Below are 16,692 nucleotides of genomic sequence, written 5' to 3' on the forward strand. Positions count from 1 at the left end.
TCGACGAACTCTTCGTTTGAGGGGAGCTATTTCCGCGCGTCATTGCGAGCGCAGCGAAGCAATCCAGAATTCCGCTCACCACCCTGGATTGCTTCGCTGCGCTCGCAATGACGAGGAGAGATCGTGCGTTGCTTGCGTGGATCGTGGGGACGCGCGGATCGCGATCCTAAAGCATGATCCGGAAAAGTGCGCAGCGGTTTTCCGAAAAGATCATGCGCAAACAATAACCTAAAGCGCGATGACGATTCATCCTGATCTCATCGCGCTTTAAGGACTCGTCCTGCTGCTCAGGTGAACACGCGGCGAGACCTACCGGAAATAATCCGCCACGCGCTGCAGATCCGCGTTGTCCGCCCCCACACCGTTCAAGCTCGCATCGATGATGCGGCGGCAGGCGGCGACGGTGGTTTCGTCGCCGAGCTCATTGGCGGCTTCGAGGACGTGCCAGGCGGCATCGACGGCGGCGCGGTCGGCCGCGGCGTTTCGGTTGCCCGGCCGCTGCGCGCTGTGGAGATGACGTCCCATGGCAGTCATTCGCGGTCACCTGTCTTGCTGCTGACCTCAATGAGCGACTGCGCGGGGCGCGTGCGCGCCAGCAGCCTTCCCGGCATTCTTGCGCGACTGATAGAATTCGAGCACGCTGCGCGATGTCTGCGTCTGCAGTCGGGCATAGTCGCGCTCGAGTTCGTCCAGCTCGCCGGCGGTGATCTTGTGATCGCGGGCGCCGAGGAAGGCGAGCGCCATCATCGTATCCCAGGAGAAGCCGAGCGCCTTGGCGAGCATCAGCAGCATCTCGCGGTTGCGGTCGAACAGCGCGCGGTCGACGACGTCGACCGGCAGTCCCGACAGCAGCGAGAGGCCGATCGTCACCTCATCGACCTTGTGCGCCGTCGCATAGCCCGCAATGGTGCTCTCGTGCAGATTGCCAAGGCGGTGCTGGATCGTCACGGTGCGCTTGGCGACGAAGTAGTTGCGCGAGCCGGGCCCGAACTTCGACTGCAGATCGCCGGCGATGTTCGCCACCGAGCTCTCGATCTCGCCGAGCAGCTCCGGGCGCTCGCTCGCCAGCCGCTTGCCGACATCGTCGGAGGCCTTGGCGATCAGCTGCTGGAACAGATGGCGGGGGATGTCGAGGCGGCGACCGAGATGCTCGGCCAGGATGGAGTCGTTCTCGGCGCGCTTCACCATGTGCAGGAAGCCCGCGCCGGAGAACTGCGCGCCGTGATTGCGCGCCACCGCGGTCGCGACATCGCGGTCGCCGCGCCGCGCCAGCACGTCCGTCACCTCCGGGCTCAGCGTCTTGCGCTCGGCGATGGCGAGCAGATGCGCCTGGCTCTTGGTGCTGGCATTCTCGACCAGCGCCGCGTCGTCGAGCCGCTCGGACTCGCGCAGCACCGGGCCGGCGACCCAGATCTCGTCGTCGAAGGCGAGCTTGCGAATGACGCTGGCCGGCGAGTACTCGATCCTGGCAAGACGGTCGGCGAGCTTGGCGCGGGCCTCGACCTCGATCTCGTCGGCGAGCCGGCCGATCACCTCGCCGAACGTCGAAATCTCGTCCTCGCAATAGCGGCCGGCCAACAGGAGATCGGTCGCATGCCACAGCGCGCGCTCGCGGCTGTCGGCCGTGCCCCGCGCAATCGCGTCTTCCAGGTCGCGCAACATCGATTTCGTCTCGTTCATGATGACAAGCCACAACACCGCAATGAGGAAAGCGAATGCTGACGAACATACCTCTCGAACGCCAGCGTTCCGTAAGCGAGCGCGTGCGGATTTGAGGTTACGTTTTTGCTCAAATGCACCGCAGGGCGTTAAGCATGGCGATCAGCGCTCGCGCATGGCGTCGTGGACGTGCTCGCGTAAGGACGCCAGCACGAAGTCGATGATGCGCCGCTTGCCGGTCAGGATCTCGGCCTTTACCGACATGCCCGGCACGAGCGTTGCCATGCGACCGTCGACGTCGAGCGTCGCACGGTCGAGCGCGATGTGCACCATGTAGCGAAGTCGCTCGCTCGCCTCGACGCGGTCGGTCTGATCCGCCTGCCGCTCGGCGCCTTGTACGCCGTTGGGATTGACCGGCGCCGCCTCGGCGTCGCGGTCGACCGAGGTCACCTTGCCGCCGAGCAGGCCGTAGCGCGTGAACGGGAAGGCGTCCACCTTGAGCTCGACGCGCTGGCCGGCTTCGACGAAGCCGACGTCGCGGTTCTCCACCACAGCCTCGACCTCGATCCGGTCGTCGTCGGGCACGACGGACAGCAACTGCTGCGCCGGTGTCACGACCGCGCCGGCGGCGGCGACGTGCATCTGCTGCACCGTGCCGTCGATCGGCGCGCGCAAGGTCTGCAGCTCGGCGCGACGCGTGGCCTTGGTCAGGGACTCGCCGGCGCCGCGGGCACGCTCACGCGCGGTGGCGAGATCGCGCATCGCCTTGTCGCGCATGTCGGCTTCCGTCGCGGCGATCTTCTGATCGAGGCCGGCGATGGTGGCATCCAGCGCAACGATCTTGGCCTTGTTGATCTCGAGCTCGGAGCGGGTCTCGACCAGCAGCTGCTGGCTCTCCAGACGGGCGATGATCGAGGCGTTGCCGATCTCGCTCGCCTTGGTGCGGATGTCGGCACGCTGCGTCACCATCGGCAGCGTCTGCTCATACTTGGCAACCGTCTGCTGCAGCGCTTCGCGCTCGGCGACGTGCTGCGCGCGCTCCTGCGCCAGCGCCGCCAGCTGGCTGGCCCGCATCGCCAGCTGCGCCGTGAGTTGCGCCTGCGCGCGGGCGCGATCGAGCGGCTCGGCGCCGACGACCAGGTCGAACGGTCCATTTGTCACGCGATCGAGGAAGGCGGCGAGCCGGACCTCGTCGAGCAGGCTCGCGATCAGGTCGCTGCGGGCGCGGTCGGCCTCCGCCGTCACTGCCGTCTTGTCGAGCTCGATCAGCGCGTCGCCGGCGCGCACGCGCTGGCCCGGCTGTACCAGCACGGCTTTCACGCTCGCAGTCTCGAATGGCTGCACCACTTGGGTGCGGGTATGCGAGATCACCTTGCCGCTGGCGACCGCGACGATATCGACCTTGCCGAGCACGGCCCAACCAAGCGCCGCAAAGGTCACGGTGCACAGCGCCAGCGCCGTGATGCGCCCGAGCGGATTGGGCGGCGTTTCCGTGATTTCGAGGGCTGCGGGCAGGAACTCGTGCTCGGAGGTCTTGCCACCCAAGGAGAAGCCACGCAGCAGGCTGGCAGGTTGAGACATCGCGCTCTCCTCAGAGTCCCGCGGACTGGATTCGGTGCAAGGTCGCATAGCGCCCGTCGCCGGCCACCAGTTGCTCATGCGTGCCGTCCTGGACGATCACGCCGTTCTCGATCGTCAGAATGCGGTCGGCGCTGCGCACCGTCGACAGCCGATGCGCGATGATCAGCACGGTGCGGCCGCGCACGATGTCGCGCATGTTGGCCTGGATGATGCTCTCGGACTCGTAGTCGAGCGCCGAGGTCGCCTCGTCGAAAATCAGGATGCGGGGATCGCCGACCAGCGCGCGCGCGATCGCGATGCGCTGGCGCTGGCCGCCGGACAGCGACACGCCGCGCTCGCCGATCACGGTGTCATAGCCCTGCGGCATCCGGCAGATGAACTCATGCGCGCCGGCGAGCTTCGCGGCCTCGACGATTCTCTCCATCGACAGCGCGGGATCGGCGAGCGCGATGTTGTCGCGCACCGAGCGGTTGAACAGCACGTTCTCCTGCAGCACCACGCCGATTTGGCGCCGCAGCCACGACGGATCGAGCACCGCGGTGTCGATGCCGTCGACCAGCACGCGCCCCGCTTCCGGCTGATACAGCCGCTGCGCCAGCTTGGCGATGGTGCTCTTGCCGGAGCCGGAGGGGCCGACGATGCCGACCACCTGCCCTGCCCCGATTCTGAGCGAGACCTCGCGCAGCACCGGCTGTGTGTTGAGGCCGTAGCGAAAGGTCACGCGCTCGAACTCGATGGCGCCGTCCAGCGGCGGCAGGTTCTGCTCGGCGCCGCCGCTCTGCGCCTCCACCGGCGTGTTGAGGATGTCGCCGAGCCGCTCGACCGACAGCCGCACCTGATGGAAATCCTGCCAGACCTGGACAAGGCGCAGCACCGGACCGGAGACCTGGTTGGCGAGCATGTTGAAGGCAACGAGCTCGCCGACCGTCATCCTGTTGGCGATCACGAGGCCCGCGCCGACGAACAGGGTCAGCGCACCGACGCCCTTGTTGAGCAGACTCGCGGCCTGGCTCGCCCAGTTGCCGATCTGCGACGCGGAGAACGACGCGCCGACATAGCTCGCGAGCTGCTCCTCCCAGCGCCGCTGCATCAGCGGCTCGACGGCCATCGCCTTGATGGTCTCGACGCCCGTGACGCTCTCGACCAGGAACGCCTGGTTTTCGGCACCGCGGCGGAATTTCTCGTCGAGCCGGGTGCGGAACGCCGGCGTCGTCGCGAGCGACAGCAGCGCATAGACTGGCAGCGTGGCGCAGACGATCCACGCCAAGGTCGAGCTGTACAGGAACATCACGCCGATGAAGACCGCGGCAAAGGCGAGATCGAGCACCAGGGTGATCGAGGACGAGGTGATGAACTGCCGGATCGTTTCGAGCTCGCGCACCCGCGCGACGCTGTCGCCGACGCGGCGGCTCTCGAAATAGGCCAGCGGCAGCCGCATCAGGTGCCGGAACAGCCGCGCGCCGAGCTCGACGTCGATACGGTTGGACGTATGGGTGAACAGATAAGTCCGCAAGCCTGACAGCACCGCCTCGAACAGCGCGATCAGAGCGAGACCCGCGACCATCACCTCGAGCGTCGACAGGCCGCGATGCACCAGCACCTTGTCGATCACGACCTGGAAGATCATCGGCGTCGCCAGGCCGAACAGTTGGATCACGAAGGACGCCAGCAGCACCTCGATCAGGATGCGGCGATATTTGCCGATCGCGGCGGCGAACCAGCTGAAATTGAAGCGGCGCGCCGTGTCCGACAGCTCCGCCCGCTTGGCGATCAGGATCAGCTGACCGGACCAGATCGTTTCGAACTCGGAGAAGGTGAGCAGCCGCGGCCCCGCGTCGTTCAGCCCCTGGATCAGCACGCCGGTCTCCGTCACTTTGCCGATTACCACGAAGCCGCCGTCCTTGAGCACGGCGAGCGTGGGCAGCGGCGTGGACTTCAGCCGTGCAATCTTGGACGAAACGAGCTTGGCCTTGACGGGAAAGCGCGCAGTGGCGCGCAAGAGATCATCGACCTCCAGCGCATCGCTGCGCCCGGCCTCGTGCTGGATGCGGCCGGGATCGGCGACGATCCCGAGCAGATGCAGCGACAGCGCCAGCGCCCATGCGCCCTGATCCGTACACGCCTGCATCGACTGATCCCGCCTCGTGGTTCGACGTCCCCGCCGACACCCTCCGGGACCTGCGTTCGCGTGGCGTTAAGTCGGATGCTTAACGGGGGATGCACGCGGCCCGGTGCGGCTTTGGCAAGCGAGCGAACTCGTAGCCCGGATGAGCGGCGGCCTTCGCCCGGAGGGCGGAGGCGGACGCGACATCCGGGTTCTCACGCGCTGCCGCCGGTGAACCCGGATGTCGCTATCGCCGACGTCGAAGAGGCGTCGGCTGGCGCTCATCCGGGCTACAGGAGCCGGCTCCGAAGGCGGCGCAGCAAACGAGCTGTCGCCCTGTGCAGACTGCAAACCCTCACCCTGAGGAGCCCGCCGGAGGCGGGCGTCTCGAAGGGCGAGGCCACCAGCGGGGCCTCATGGTTCGAGACGCGTCGCAAGGGCGACGCTCCTCACCATGAGGGGAAGTCGCCAAGCGCGGCGCTGCACACCGAACCGTGAGCAACCTGCTAACAGAGAGAGGCCAGATCGCACCTGCTCGGACGTTACGCCGCCAGCGGCATCGCCAGCGTATGCTGCTGCGAAACCAGACCTTGCGTGAACGCGACGTTCGACGAGCCGCCATCGGTCAGCGAGGCGATCGCCTGGACGAAGCCGGAGGCCGCGCCCGCAAGGTCGTTGACGTCTGCGGTGAGCTTCAGTCCCGATGACGTGGTGGTCGTCGTTGCCGCCAGCTTCTTCGCATCGCCGACATTGTCGATCGTGATCGTGTCGCCGGCCGCGAGCAAGGTCGCGAGGCTGACCTCGAAGGTGGTCTGCCAATACTGGCCGGCCGCCGAGCCCCAGGGATTGCGGACCTGCAGCATGCCAGTTGAGCTGTTATAGCCGTAGATCGACATTGCATGATTGGCGACCAGCGTGGTCTTGCCGGTCGAATCCTTCGCATTGGTGTAGGACGACAGGATGACGTCGTCGCCCGCCGCAAGACTGGCCGCGATGGTCGACAGCACGCCTGACGTCGAATTGCCCGTTGTATAGTTCGTCACACCAAACGACGAGTTGTAGACCACCTTGCCCCACGAGCCGCCCATGGCGCGGAAGTCGGTGATCTGGGTGGCGCCAGTGATCGCCTCCAGTGCGATCTCGGGTGCGCCGCCATTGCCGATCGTGGTGTAGGAATTGCCGTAATTGATCGAGTTGCCGGTGTAGACACCGCTGGCCTGCAGCTCGGCATAGCCCTTCTCGGCAAGGCTCGCCCAGATCGCGGCGCCGCCATTGTTGAAGATGTTGCCGCCATTGGCGAGCGCGGTATTGACGGTGACGTAGCGCGCAGTGCCGTTGACGTAGAAGCGCACGCCATAGGTGTTGTTGCCGTTCGCCGTGAACATCGAGGAGATGACGGACTGCTCCTTGTAGGCGACCTCGGCGAGGCCGGCGAGCAGGTAGCAGTCGCCCAGATAACCCTGGTTGATGTCGCTCATGCTGGCGCCGGCGGCGGAGAATAGCGGCTTGGTGGAGTTCGAATAGGACACCGAAAACTGTGTGCTGCCGAGGATGACTTTCGACGACGGCAGGTCGGTGCCGAGGAACCATTTGCCGATCAGCTCGGCGAATTGCAGCTCGGTCGAACCGCTGGCGAGGTTGCCGAGCGCAACCGAGCTCGCGGCGCCGCCGGTCCAGGTTGCGTTCGCGGCATTGCCGTTGACGAAGGCCTGGGTGATGTAGGTCAGGTAGCTCGAGGTCGACACACCATTGTTGAGATTGGCGGCGATGGTCTTGAGGTCGGCGAACTGGCTGGCGCTCAGCTTGGTCTTCGTCGCGGCGAGCGACGCATCAATGTCGGTGAAGACCTTCAGAAGGCCGGCATAGGTGACGGTGCCATTGGTAATCGCCGCCGTCATGTCGGTCTTGATCTGGGCGTTGGTGAGGGTGTTCACCCAGGCCGGCGCGGTGGTCTTGACGGTGGTCGACGTCGCGGAGACCGTCGAGGTGCTGGTCGTCGTTGCCGCTGTCTTGGTGGTAGTCGACGACGTGGTGAGGGTCGCTGCGACGCTGCAGAAATTGCCAAAGACCGCGATCGTCGCCGAGGAATCGGCGGCTGGGGCCGCAGCCGGCGTCGCGGTTGCAGCCGGAGCCTGCTGGGTCAGCCAGAGCTGCGTGAGCCCCGGTGGGAGCCAGCTGTCGTTGTCGAACAATGCGGTCTGGTCGCTGGTCTGGTCGGTCTGCGGCTTGCGTAGGCCCTGCGGCTGGATCGGCATTGGTCGAGGCTCTCCGTGAACGATGTGACTGTCCTGATCGTCGTCGCGATCGGCTTGCCATCGTTCGCATCAGCCGTTGCGGCAATGCTGCGCGATCCGTTCGAATTTTAGAAACTTGTCTCGATCAGCTGTATCCCAGGGCCGCTCGATCGGTAGGAATTTACGGATCGGCGGCAAATGATACGAAGGCCGTATTAGTACTGGGCTCGATGGGCTCACGTTCAGCGCGCGAATCCAGCCGTTTGAGTTCGCGCGCTGATACGGCCCTGCATGGTCCAGGATCAATCCTGGTCAAGGCATGACGCTGAGAACGCGCGCCTCCGCACTCGCGACCGATCGCAAGTCGGATCCGAGCGGGCATCCGGCGAGAGCCTGGTCGATCAGTCTGATCGCCTCGGCTTCACGATTCTGCTGCAGCATCAGCTCGCCGGCGAAGAAGCTTGCCTCGCAGCGCCGTGTCCTGCGCAGGGCTGAACCGCTGCCGTCGGCCGCTGCGAGCACGCCGTCGACCGTTTCCTGCCCGAGGAACAGGCGGACGAGCGGCGCCGGCCATTGGCGCATGTCGAGCCGCTTCGCGTGACTGGCGAGTTCGCTGGCCTGTCCGGCGCGCCGGCGAGCCAGATCGAGCCACAAGGCTGCGGCGGCATTGCCGGGCTCGATCGCGATCAGCCGCTTGAACTCGTCCTGCGATTGCTCCAGCAGGCCGGCCTGGAAGCTCGCGATGCCCAACCCGAGATAGGCTCGGGCGCGGTCGCCATCGCGTCTCAGCACCGGCTCGGCGCTGGATAGTGACAGAGGCTCCCCTGCGCGCAAGTCAGGCGCGCGATTATAGGCAGCAAGAGGATCGGCCGAAACATGGGCGATCACCCACTTGTAGTCATCGATCGCATGGTCCAGATCGCCGCGATGGAAATACGCGCTGGCGCGCGCCAGATGAGCTTTGATCACCTGCGGGGGCGCCGACCTTCTCTGCTCCATCACAGCAGTGCAGCCGGCGATGCGCGCCTCGACGTTTGACCCGCTCGTGCACCGTGCCGCGTCTGCCGGTGCAGCATCCGCTGATGAGTTGAAGATCAGTCCGATGATCAGCGCCTGACCTGCGAGCAGGCACCATCGTCGCATCGCCATGTGTGTCCCCCTGTTATCGTTGTGGTGCACTGATGTTACTGATGCCGGCCGGAGGGACCACAATCGGCAATTGCATTCGGGAATCATCGTTCAGCCGGTGTAAACGGAATCGCGGACTCGGCTGCTTTGAAAGGCACCTCGCCGTCGGCGTTATGAGCTGCAATCCGTTAGCGACCCAAGGCGTGTCAGGCCGATCCGACAGCTGCTGGTCGGCAGGAGAGCAGATCCTTCGGGGCGGTGTTGCGCCGCCGGGCACTCGCTGAGGACACTGGGACGACAAACCCCGCGTCCGCTGTCGAGGTGATCGAAATACACGATCGCTACTTCGTCTCCGCGATCAGCGCCTGCAACCTGACCAGCTCGGCTTCGAGGTTCGCCTCGACATCGGCGGCCTTCACTTCGGTGACGCGATAGTCGCGGCTCTCCAGCCAGGCGCGCCGCTGCGCGCGGTCCGTGACCACGCCCTCGCTCTCGTCGGGACCGACCAGCTCGATCGCCAGGCGATGAATGAAGGAGACGAAATCCGGGATGTGGCGGCCGACCGGGGTCTGGCGCTTGAACTGGCCGGCGAAGCGGCGATCGCGCGACAGCGCGTGCCACAGCGCGCGCTCGGCATCGGTCGGGTTGCGGCGGAGCAGCCGCGCCAACCCGCGCAGCGAGCCGCGCGAATCCGGCAGGTTCGCGATCGTGCCCTGCTCCGCGATCAAGGCGCGCAGCCGCGTTGCCTGCTCGCTGTCGAGCGCGCCGCCCTTGGCCGGGCCCTTCCGTCCCTCCGCGATCGCCATCACGATGCCGTGGAGAGTATGGATGTCCTGCCGCGTCGGCTCCATGCGGAAGAAGATGTTGCGCAGATTGACCAGCATGGTCTCGCGCTTCTCGGCGGGCCGGAGGAATTCGACCCGGTCGAGCTCGCGCACGAGGTTCTCGAAGAACGCCTCCATCTGGCCCTGGCTGGCGCGCTCGGAGCGCTCGGGCATCGCGAACGGCAGCGCGCCCGATGTCGCCAGCTTGAACCATTCATAGGCCATCAGCAGCACGGCCTGGGCGAGATTGAGCGAGGCGAAGCCCGGATTGACGGGATAGGTGATGATGCGGTTGGCGCGGGCGACCTCGTCGTTGGTCAGGCCCGCGCGCTCGCGGCCGAACAGGATGCCGGCGCGGCCGCCCGCCGCGATCTGGCTCTGCATTTCCTTCGCGGCCCCCTCCGGCCCCATCACCGGCTTGGCCTGGTCATGGGAGCGCGCGGTCGTCGCGAACACCAGATCAAGGTCGGCGACCGCCTCGGGCAGCGTGTCGAACAGCCGGACATGGTCGATGATGTGGTCGGCCCCGGCCGCCGCCCGCTGGGCCGCGATGTTCGGCCAGCCGTCGCGCGGGTTGACCAGGCGCAGCTCGGTCAGCGCGAAATTGCCCATGGCGCGCGCGGCCATGCCGATGTTCTCGCCGAGCTGCGGCTCGACCAGGATCACCACCGGCCCTGCGATCTCGATTCCTGCCTTGGTCTTGTCGGTCCCCGACACGATCGGTCCTCAACTTCCATGTCAGATGAAGCGCCGATGCAGCGCCCTGCCCGCTCCGTTGGCCCGGCTGGCGAGAATTCTCAAGCAAAATAATCGGCTTAAGCCGGAATTTTGCAGTTTGCGCGAAGCTGCAGGCGACCGGTCCCGCAGCCCATGCCCACCGCATGAGCGGGCTGCGAAAATCAGCACCGGGAGCCTACCGGGCACGCTTCCGCATGCGGTGCAGCAGTGCTATGACGCGCTTGATTTCACAAGCGCTTTCCATTCCTGGCGCGCTGTTCCCAAGAAGGCCCCATCAATCATGGCAAAAATCAAGGTGACCAATCCGGTCGTCGAACTCGACGGCGACGAGATGACCCGGATCATCTGGCAGTACATCAAGGACAAGCTGATCAACCCGTTCCTTGACATCGATCTGCAGTATTACGACCTGGGGATGGAGAGCCGCGACAAGACCAACGACCAGATCACGATCGACGCGGCCAACGCCATCAAGAAGGTCGGCGTCGGCGTCAAGTGCGCCACCATCACCCCGGACGAAGCCCGCGTGAAGGAATTCGGCCTCAAGGAGATGTGGAAGTCGCCGAACGGCACCATCCGCAACATCCTCGGCGGCGTCGTGTTCCGCGAGCCGATCATCTGCAAGAACGTGCCGCGCCTCGTCCCCGGCTGGACCAAGCCGATCATCATCGGCCGCCACGCCTATGGCGACCAGTACCGCGCCACCGACTTCAAATTCCCCGGCAAGGGCACGCTGTCGATGAAGTTCGTCGGCGAGGACGGCACCGTGATCGAGCGCGAGGTGTTCAAGGCGCCGGGTCCGGGCATCGCGATGGAGATGTACAATCTCGACGACTCCATCGTCGATTTCGCCCGCGCCTCGTTCAACATGGGCTTGGCCAAGAACTACTCGGTGTATCTGTCGACCAAGAACACCATCCTCAAGGTGTATGACGGCCGCTTCAAGGACCTGTTCCAGGAAGTGTTCGACAAGGAGTTCAAGGACAAGTTCGAGGCCAAGAAGATCACCTATGAGCACCGCCTGATCGACGACATGGTCGCCGCGGCGCTGAAGTGGTCGGGCGGCTACGTCTGGGCCTGTAAGAACTATGACGGCGACGTGCAGTCCGACACCGTGGCCCAGGGCTACGGCTCGCTCGGCCTGATGACCTCGGTGCTGCTGACGCCGGACGGCAACACGGTGGAAGCCGAGGCCGCCCACGGCACGGTGACCCGCCACTTCCGCGAGCACCAGAAGGGCAAGGAGACCTCGACCAACTCCATCGCCTCGATCTTCGCCTGGACCCGCGGCCTGTCGCACCGCGCCAAACTCGACAACAATGCCGAGCTGGCCAAGTTCGCCTCCACCCTGGAGAAGGTCTGCGTCGACACCGTCGAGGCCGGCTACATGACCAAGGACCTCGCGCTCCTGGTCGGCGCCGACCAGCGCTGGCTGTCGACCACCGGTTTCCTCGACAAGATCGCCGAGAACCTGACCAAGGCGATGGCGGCGTAAGTTTCGCCACTTTCGCCCGTCACATTCGTGACCTATCAACGGGCCGCGCCGCCAGCGCGGCCCGTTTCATGTCCGACGCCACCCTCGAGGACTTGACCATGCGCGTGATCCCGACCTTGTCGCTGCTCCTGCTGGGCGCCCTCTCCATCCCCGCCGGGGCCGCCGAGACCACGATCCCCGATGCTCTCGTGGCCGCCGGCGAGAAGCCGGTCCTGACGCTGCATGCCGAGGGCGCGCAGGTCTACGAATGCAAGATCGACAAGGATGGCAAGCTCGCCTGGACCTTCCGCGAACCGATCGCGACCTTGTTTGATGGCGGCAAGACCGTCGGCCGGCACTACGCCGGACCGAATTGGGAGCATCAGGACGGCTCGGGCGTGACCGGCCGCGTCGTCGGAACCGCCATCGGCGCCACCGAAGCGGACATCCCCTGGCTCAAGCTCGCGGCCACCGCGCACAAAGGCTCCGGCATCCTGGCCGATATCACCACCGTGCAGCGGATCAACACCGCCGGCGGCAAGCTGGAGGGTGCCTGCGAGACCGCGGGACAATTCCGCAGCGTCGCCTACGCGGCGGACTACGTGTTCCTGAAAAAGGAGTGAGGCCTCACGCCTCGCGATAGTCCAGCAGGATCAGCCCGACCAGCACGAAGGCCACCGGCCAGACCCAGGCGGCGGCGCGGCTGATCTTGCCGTCCATCCGCAGCTCCAGCCAGCGCGCCCAGCCGGCGGTGATGCCGCACAGCGCGAGCGGCGTGTGGCTCATCTCGATCAGCAGCTGGTCCTTGATGTTGGCGATGGCGTGCGAATGCGTCAGCAGCAGCGCGCCGCCGGCGGCCACCGTCAGCGGAAACACCAGCGCGGCGCGGCCCGCCTGCTGGCCGCGCAGCCGCACCCGCCATTCGAACAGGCCGAACAGGATGATCAGCACCACGAACAGCCGGTGCTGCGCCACTTCCGGATCGCGCCACGACGCCCAGAAGCCGATCGGGCCGAGCGGCCAGGCCATCTCGTCGGCGCGCAGGAACAGGAACGCCGCCATCAGCAGGAACAGCAGTGGCCAGTGCCGTGCCCAGCGGCCCCAGGAGAAGCGCTCGATCAATGCGAGCACGCCGATCAGCACGACGAAGATGCCGGCCCAATGGTGGTTGTATTCCGACCAGGCGATGTCGGCGGCGCTGCGCGGCAGGATCACGCCCTCGCCCGGGACACAGGCCTGCGGCGCGGTCACGCGCTGCGCATCGGCGGCGTCGATCCTGGCCTGCAGCTGCGAGACCGTGAGCTGATCGACCGAGGGGCTGGTCAGCCGCGGCCATTGCGGCGCGGCGCGCTCGACGATCTCCGCCCAGCTCAAGCGGTCCTGGCTGAGATCGATGCCGGGCGGCAGCGAGGTCAGCGAGCCCGCGGTCAACAGCACCGTCAGCCCGATGCCGAGTTCGACCTCGACGAAGCGCTTCATTCGCAGAAGTGGTGCTGCGGGATCGCCGTGGCGCAGCCGCTCGACGGCCAAGAAATTGGCGGCGCCGAGCGCGAGCAGCATCAGCAGCATCGCGACCTTGGCCGAGGCCATCACGCCATAGGCGGTGCCGTAGATCGCCTCGAACGAGCCGAGATAGGCGACCGCCATGATGGTGCCGCCCAGCACGATCGCCGCCACCGAGGCCATCGACATCAGCGAGTAGCGGCGGCCGATGCGGCGCTGGTCGTCCTCCGCCGTGCAGCCGTTCAGCGCCATCAGGAAATACGGCAGGCCGCCGATCCAGATTCCGGCGCCGAGCATGTGGAGAAAATCCGCCGCGAGCAGCGGCCAGCGCACGTCGAGCCGGCTCGCGGCATGCGTCAGATTGAGCTGCATCGCCAGCGCCAGCCCCATCAGTCCGACCAGCGCCGCGGCGCGCCAATTCACCCAGGTGCCGGTCCGCGCCAGCGCGGCGATGCCGAGCGCGCAGGCGGCAACCACCAGGCCCGAGCGGGCGAAATCCGCGCCAATGGCCTCGCGCAACGACAGATCGAGCGTGCCGGTCAGCGCCGCCATGTTGACGGCCAGCGAGATCGCGACCACCGCGAACCAGCCGTAAGCGCTGCGGCGCAGGAACCGCTGCGCCCGCTTCCCCACCACCAGCGCGTCGGCTGACAGATTGTCCTGCATCGGCCGCAGCAACAGGAGCTGGAACGCGATCCCGCCGATGGTAAACGACTGCGCCAGTAGAGTCAGCCCGCGCAGCACCACCGAGAGATAGCCGAAGATGTCGAGGAACAGCGCCATGAGGAACGACGGCTAGCGCACGTTGAACGGGATATCGCCGCGGGTGATGTGGCCGTCGACGCTGAGCACCTGCCATTGCAGGTGCCAGGCGCCGGGGCTGAGCGCCCTCGCCTGCGCGTCGATCTCATCGGCCGGCGCATCCGCGGCGGGCGTCAGCGCCTGCTCGGCGCCATCCGGCGCCTTCAGCTTCAGCCGCGACCTGGTGTGATCGATGCGGCTGTTGAAGCGCAGCCGGATCGCGAGCGCGTCCTTGTCGATGGTCGCCCCCGAGGCGGGCTGCGACGAGACGATGATGGCGTGGGCCGAGGCGGCGCCGGGCAAGGCGAGGACGGCCAAGGGCAGCAGGAGGCGGAGTTGCAGGGCGAGCATGGGACGATGGCCGACATCTGAGGATGCACAGCATCCCGCAAGCAAGAGCTGCGCCCAGAAAAGAACGATTCCGTTCTAATCTATGGCAGCCGCCCGTTCCACACCTCACCACAATGCCGTGAGCGGAGCTGTGGACAGCCAGTTTTGCGCGCACCGGCCGCCGCCTGCCCTGCCCCTCCCGCATCCCCGCTGCGGCGAAATTTAGGGTCGAATCGTCAAGGACTTCGCTGTATGCCTCCGGCATCTTTGCCGCCCGTCCGGCCCTCGCGGCCAGCCGCCCCGTCCGCCGGACCAACATTGCCGCTCCCCGAGGAACGCCGAAGGACACCGTCATGCCCGCCTACCGCTCCCGCACCTCCACCCATGGCCGCAACATGGCCGGCGCCCGCGGCCTGTGGCGCGCCACCGGCATGACCAACGAGGATTTCGGCAAGCCGATCATCGCCGTCGTCAACTCCTTCACCCAGTTCGTGCCCGGCCACGTTCACCTCAAGGACCTCGGCCAGCTGGTCGCGCGCGAGATCGAGAAGGCCGGCGGCGTCGCAAAGGAGTTCAACACCATCGCGGTCGACGACGGCATCGCAATGGGACATGACGGCATGCTCTACAGCCTGCCGTCGCGCGAGCTGATCGCCGACAGCACCGAATACATGGTCAACGCGCATTGCGCCGACGCCATGGTCTGCATCTCCAACTGCGACAAGATCACGCCCGGCATGCTGATGGCCGCGATGCGGCTCAACATCCCCGCCGTGTTCGTCTCCGGCGGGCCGATGGAGGCCGGCAAGGTCAACATCCAGGGCAAGCTGCGCAAGGTCGACCTGATCGATGCGATGATCGTCGCCGCCGACGACAAGGTGTCTGACGCCGATGTCGAGGTGATGGAGCGCTCGGCCTGCCCGACCTGCGGCTCCTGCTCCGGCATGTTCACGGCCAATTCGATGAACTGCCTGACCGAGGCGCTCGGCCTGTCGCTGCCCGGCAACGGCTCGGTGCTGGCGACGCATGCCGACCGCAAGGGCCTGTTCGTCGAGGCCGGTCATCTGATCGTCGATCTCGCCCGCCGCTACTACGAGCAGGACGATGCCTCGGTGCTGCCGCGCTCGATCGCCAACTTCAAGGCATTCGAGAACGCGATGAGCATGGACATCGCGATGGGCGGCTCGACCAACACCGTGCTGCATCTGCTCGCCGCCGCGCATGAGGGCGAGATCCCGTTCACGATGACCGACATCGATCGTCTCTCGCGCAAGGTGCCCTGCCTGTGCAAGGTCGCGCCCGCCGTGGCCGACGTGCACATGGAGGACGTGCATCGCGCCGGCGGCGTGATGGGCATCCTCGGCGAACTCGCCCGCGCCGGCCTGCTGCACACGGAGTTGCCGAGCGTGCATTCGGCCTCGCTCGCATCAGCGCTGGAGCGCTGGGACATCCGCCAGACGTCCAGCGAAAGCGTGAAGAACTTCTACATGGCCGCACCGGGTGGCGTGCCGACCCAGGTCGCGTTCAGCCAGGACCGCCGCTATCAGGAGCTCGATCTCGACCGCGAGAAGGGCTGCATCCGCGACCTCGACCACGCCTATTCGAAGGACGGCGGCCTCGCGGTGCTGACTGGCAACATCGCGCTCGACGGCTGCATCGTGAAGACCGCCGGCGTCGATGCCTCGATCCTGAAATTCTCCGGCCCCGCGCGCGTGATGGAGAGCCAGGACGCCGCGGTCGAGGCGATCCTCACCAACAAGATCAAGGAAGGCGACATCGTCGTCATCATCTATGAAGGCCCGCGCGGCGGCCCCGGCATGCAGGAGATGCTGTATCCGACCAGCTACCTGAAATCGAAGGGCCTCGGCAAAGCCTGTGCGCTGATCACCGACGGCCGCTTCTCCGGCGGCACCTCGGGCCTCTCGATCGGCCACGTCTCGCCTGAGGCCGCCGAAGGCGGCCTGATCGGCCTGGTGCAGGACGGCGACCGCATCGAGATCGACATTCCGAATCGCACCATCCATCTCGCAGTGTCGGATGCCGAGCTCGCGCAGCGCCGCGCCGCGATGGAGGCCAAGGGCGACCAGGCCTGGAAGCCAAAGACTCGCGCCCGCAAGGTCTCGACCGCGCTGAAGGCCTACGCGGCCTTTGCGAGCAGCGCGGCCAAGGGCGCAGTGCGGATCGTGAAGTAAGTGAGGCTGCCCCTCACCCAACCCATCTCCCCGTGAAGAACGGGGAGAGGCAGCGCAGCGTTCGTATGGAGATGCCTCGTATCGCGTCGGCGATGCGAAGCTCATCATGAACGGCAAGCTCATT

Annotated in this window: 12 protein-coding genes; 3 read left to right on the forward strand and 9 right to left on the reverse strand. The window is 66.2% G+C overall.

The annotated features are described in order from the left end of the window. Positions 1-309: 309 nt before the first annotated feature. The 7 genes from BRAD285_RS20350 to BRAD285_RS20385 all read right to left on the reverse strand — a co-directional run bounded on the left by BRAD285_RS20350 (position 310) and on the right by BRAD285_RS20385 (position 10,247). A complete protein-coding gene (locus BRAD285_RS20350) occupies positions 310-534 on the reverse strand; it encodes a hypothetical protein (RefSeq protein ID WP_006614510.1) in 225 nt (74 codons plus the stop codon). A 27-nt stretch (positions 535-561) separates the two neighbouring features. Then, complete coding sequence (locus BRAD285_RS20355) at positions 562-1,680, reverse strand: DUF2336 domain-containing protein (RefSeq protein ID WP_006614511.1); 1,119 nt, start codon at positions 1,678-1,680, stop codon at positions 562-564. Positions 1,681-1,821: 141 nt separating this feature from the next. Beyond that, positions 1,822-3,240, reverse strand: a complete 1,419-nt coding sequence (locus BRAD285_RS20360) for an HlyD family type I secretion periplasmic adaptor subunit (protein ID WP_006614512.1) — start codon at positions 3,238-3,240, stop codon at positions 1,822-1,824. A 10-nt stretch (positions 3,241-3,250) separates the two neighbouring features. Next, the gene (locus BRAD285_RS20365) at positions 3,251-5,368 is read right to left on the reverse strand and encodes a type I secretion system permease/ATPase (protein WP_006614513.1); all 2,118 of its coding nucleotides are present in this window, start codon (positions 5,366-5,368) and stop codon (positions 3,251-3,253) included. Between the two features lie 518 nt (positions 5,369-5,886). Then, positions 5,887-7,599: a C2 family cysteine protease gene (locus BRAD285_RS20375; RefSeq protein ID WP_006614514.1), complete on the reverse strand. Its 1,713-nt coding sequence runs from the start codon at positions 7,597-7,599 to the stop codon at positions 5,887-5,889. Between the two features lie 291 nt (positions 7,600-7,890). Then, the gene (locus BRAD285_RS20380; protein WP_035648292.1) at positions 7,891-8,727 is read right to left on the reverse strand and encodes a lipopolysaccharide assembly protein LapB; all 837 of its coding nucleotides are present in this window, start codon (positions 8,725-8,727) and stop codon (positions 7,891-7,893) included. A 320-nt stretch (positions 8,728-9,047) separates the two neighbouring features. Next, the gene (locus BRAD285_RS20385; RefSeq protein WP_006614517.1) at positions 9,048-10,247 is read right to left on the reverse strand and encodes a TrmJ/YjtD family RNA methyltransferase; all 1,200 of its coding nucleotides are present in this window, start codon (positions 10,245-10,247) and stop codon (positions 9,048-9,050) included. Positions 10,248-10,548: 301 nt separating this feature from the next. Between BRAD285_RS20385 and BRAD285_RS20390 the strand changes: the two genes are divergently transcribed. Beyond that, positions 10,549-11,763 carry an NADP-dependent isocitrate dehydrogenase gene (locus BRAD285_RS20390; protein ID WP_006614518.1) on the forward strand — a complete coding sequence of 405 codons (1,215 nt, stop codon included), beginning with the start codon at positions 10,549-10,551 and terminating at the stop codon, positions 11,761-11,763. A 98-nt stretch (positions 11,764-11,861) separates the two neighbouring features. After that, the gene (locus tag BRAD285_RS20395) at positions 11,862-12,365 is read left to right on the forward strand and encodes a DUF3455 domain-containing protein (RefSeq protein ID WP_006614519.1); all 504 of its coding nucleotides are present in this window, start codon (positions 11,862-11,864) and stop codon (positions 12,363-12,365) included. 4 nt (positions 12,366-12,369) lie between these two features. Here BRAD285_RS20395 and BRAD285_RS20400 read toward each other — a convergent pair whose 3' ends face one another. Then, entirely contained in the window at positions 12,370-14,028 is a 1,659-nt protein-coding gene (locus BRAD285_RS20400; RefSeq protein ID WP_006614520.1) for a copper resistance D family protein, read from the reverse strand. Between the two features lie 12 nt (positions 14,029-14,040). Beyond that, entirely contained in the window at positions 14,041-14,397 is a 357-nt protein-coding gene (locus tag BRAD285_RS20405) for a copper resistance CopC family protein (RefSeq protein ID WP_006614521.1), read from the reverse strand. Positions 14,398-14,729: 332 nt separating this feature from the next. Between BRAD285_RS20405 and ilvD the strand changes: the two genes are divergently transcribed. Next, positions 14,730-16,568: a dihydroxy-acid dehydratase gene (ilvD, locus tag BRAD285_RS20410; RefSeq protein WP_006614522.1), complete on the forward strand. Its 1,839-nt coding sequence runs from the start codon at positions 14,730-14,732 to the stop codon at positions 16,566-16,568. The last annotated feature ends 124 nt before the right edge of the window (positions 16,569-16,692 follow it).

Source organism: Bradyrhizobium sp. ORS 285, assembly GCF_900176205.1.
Taxonomy (GTDB): domain Bacteria; phylum Pseudomonadota; class Alphaproteobacteria; order Rhizobiales; family Xanthobacteraceae; genus Bradyrhizobium.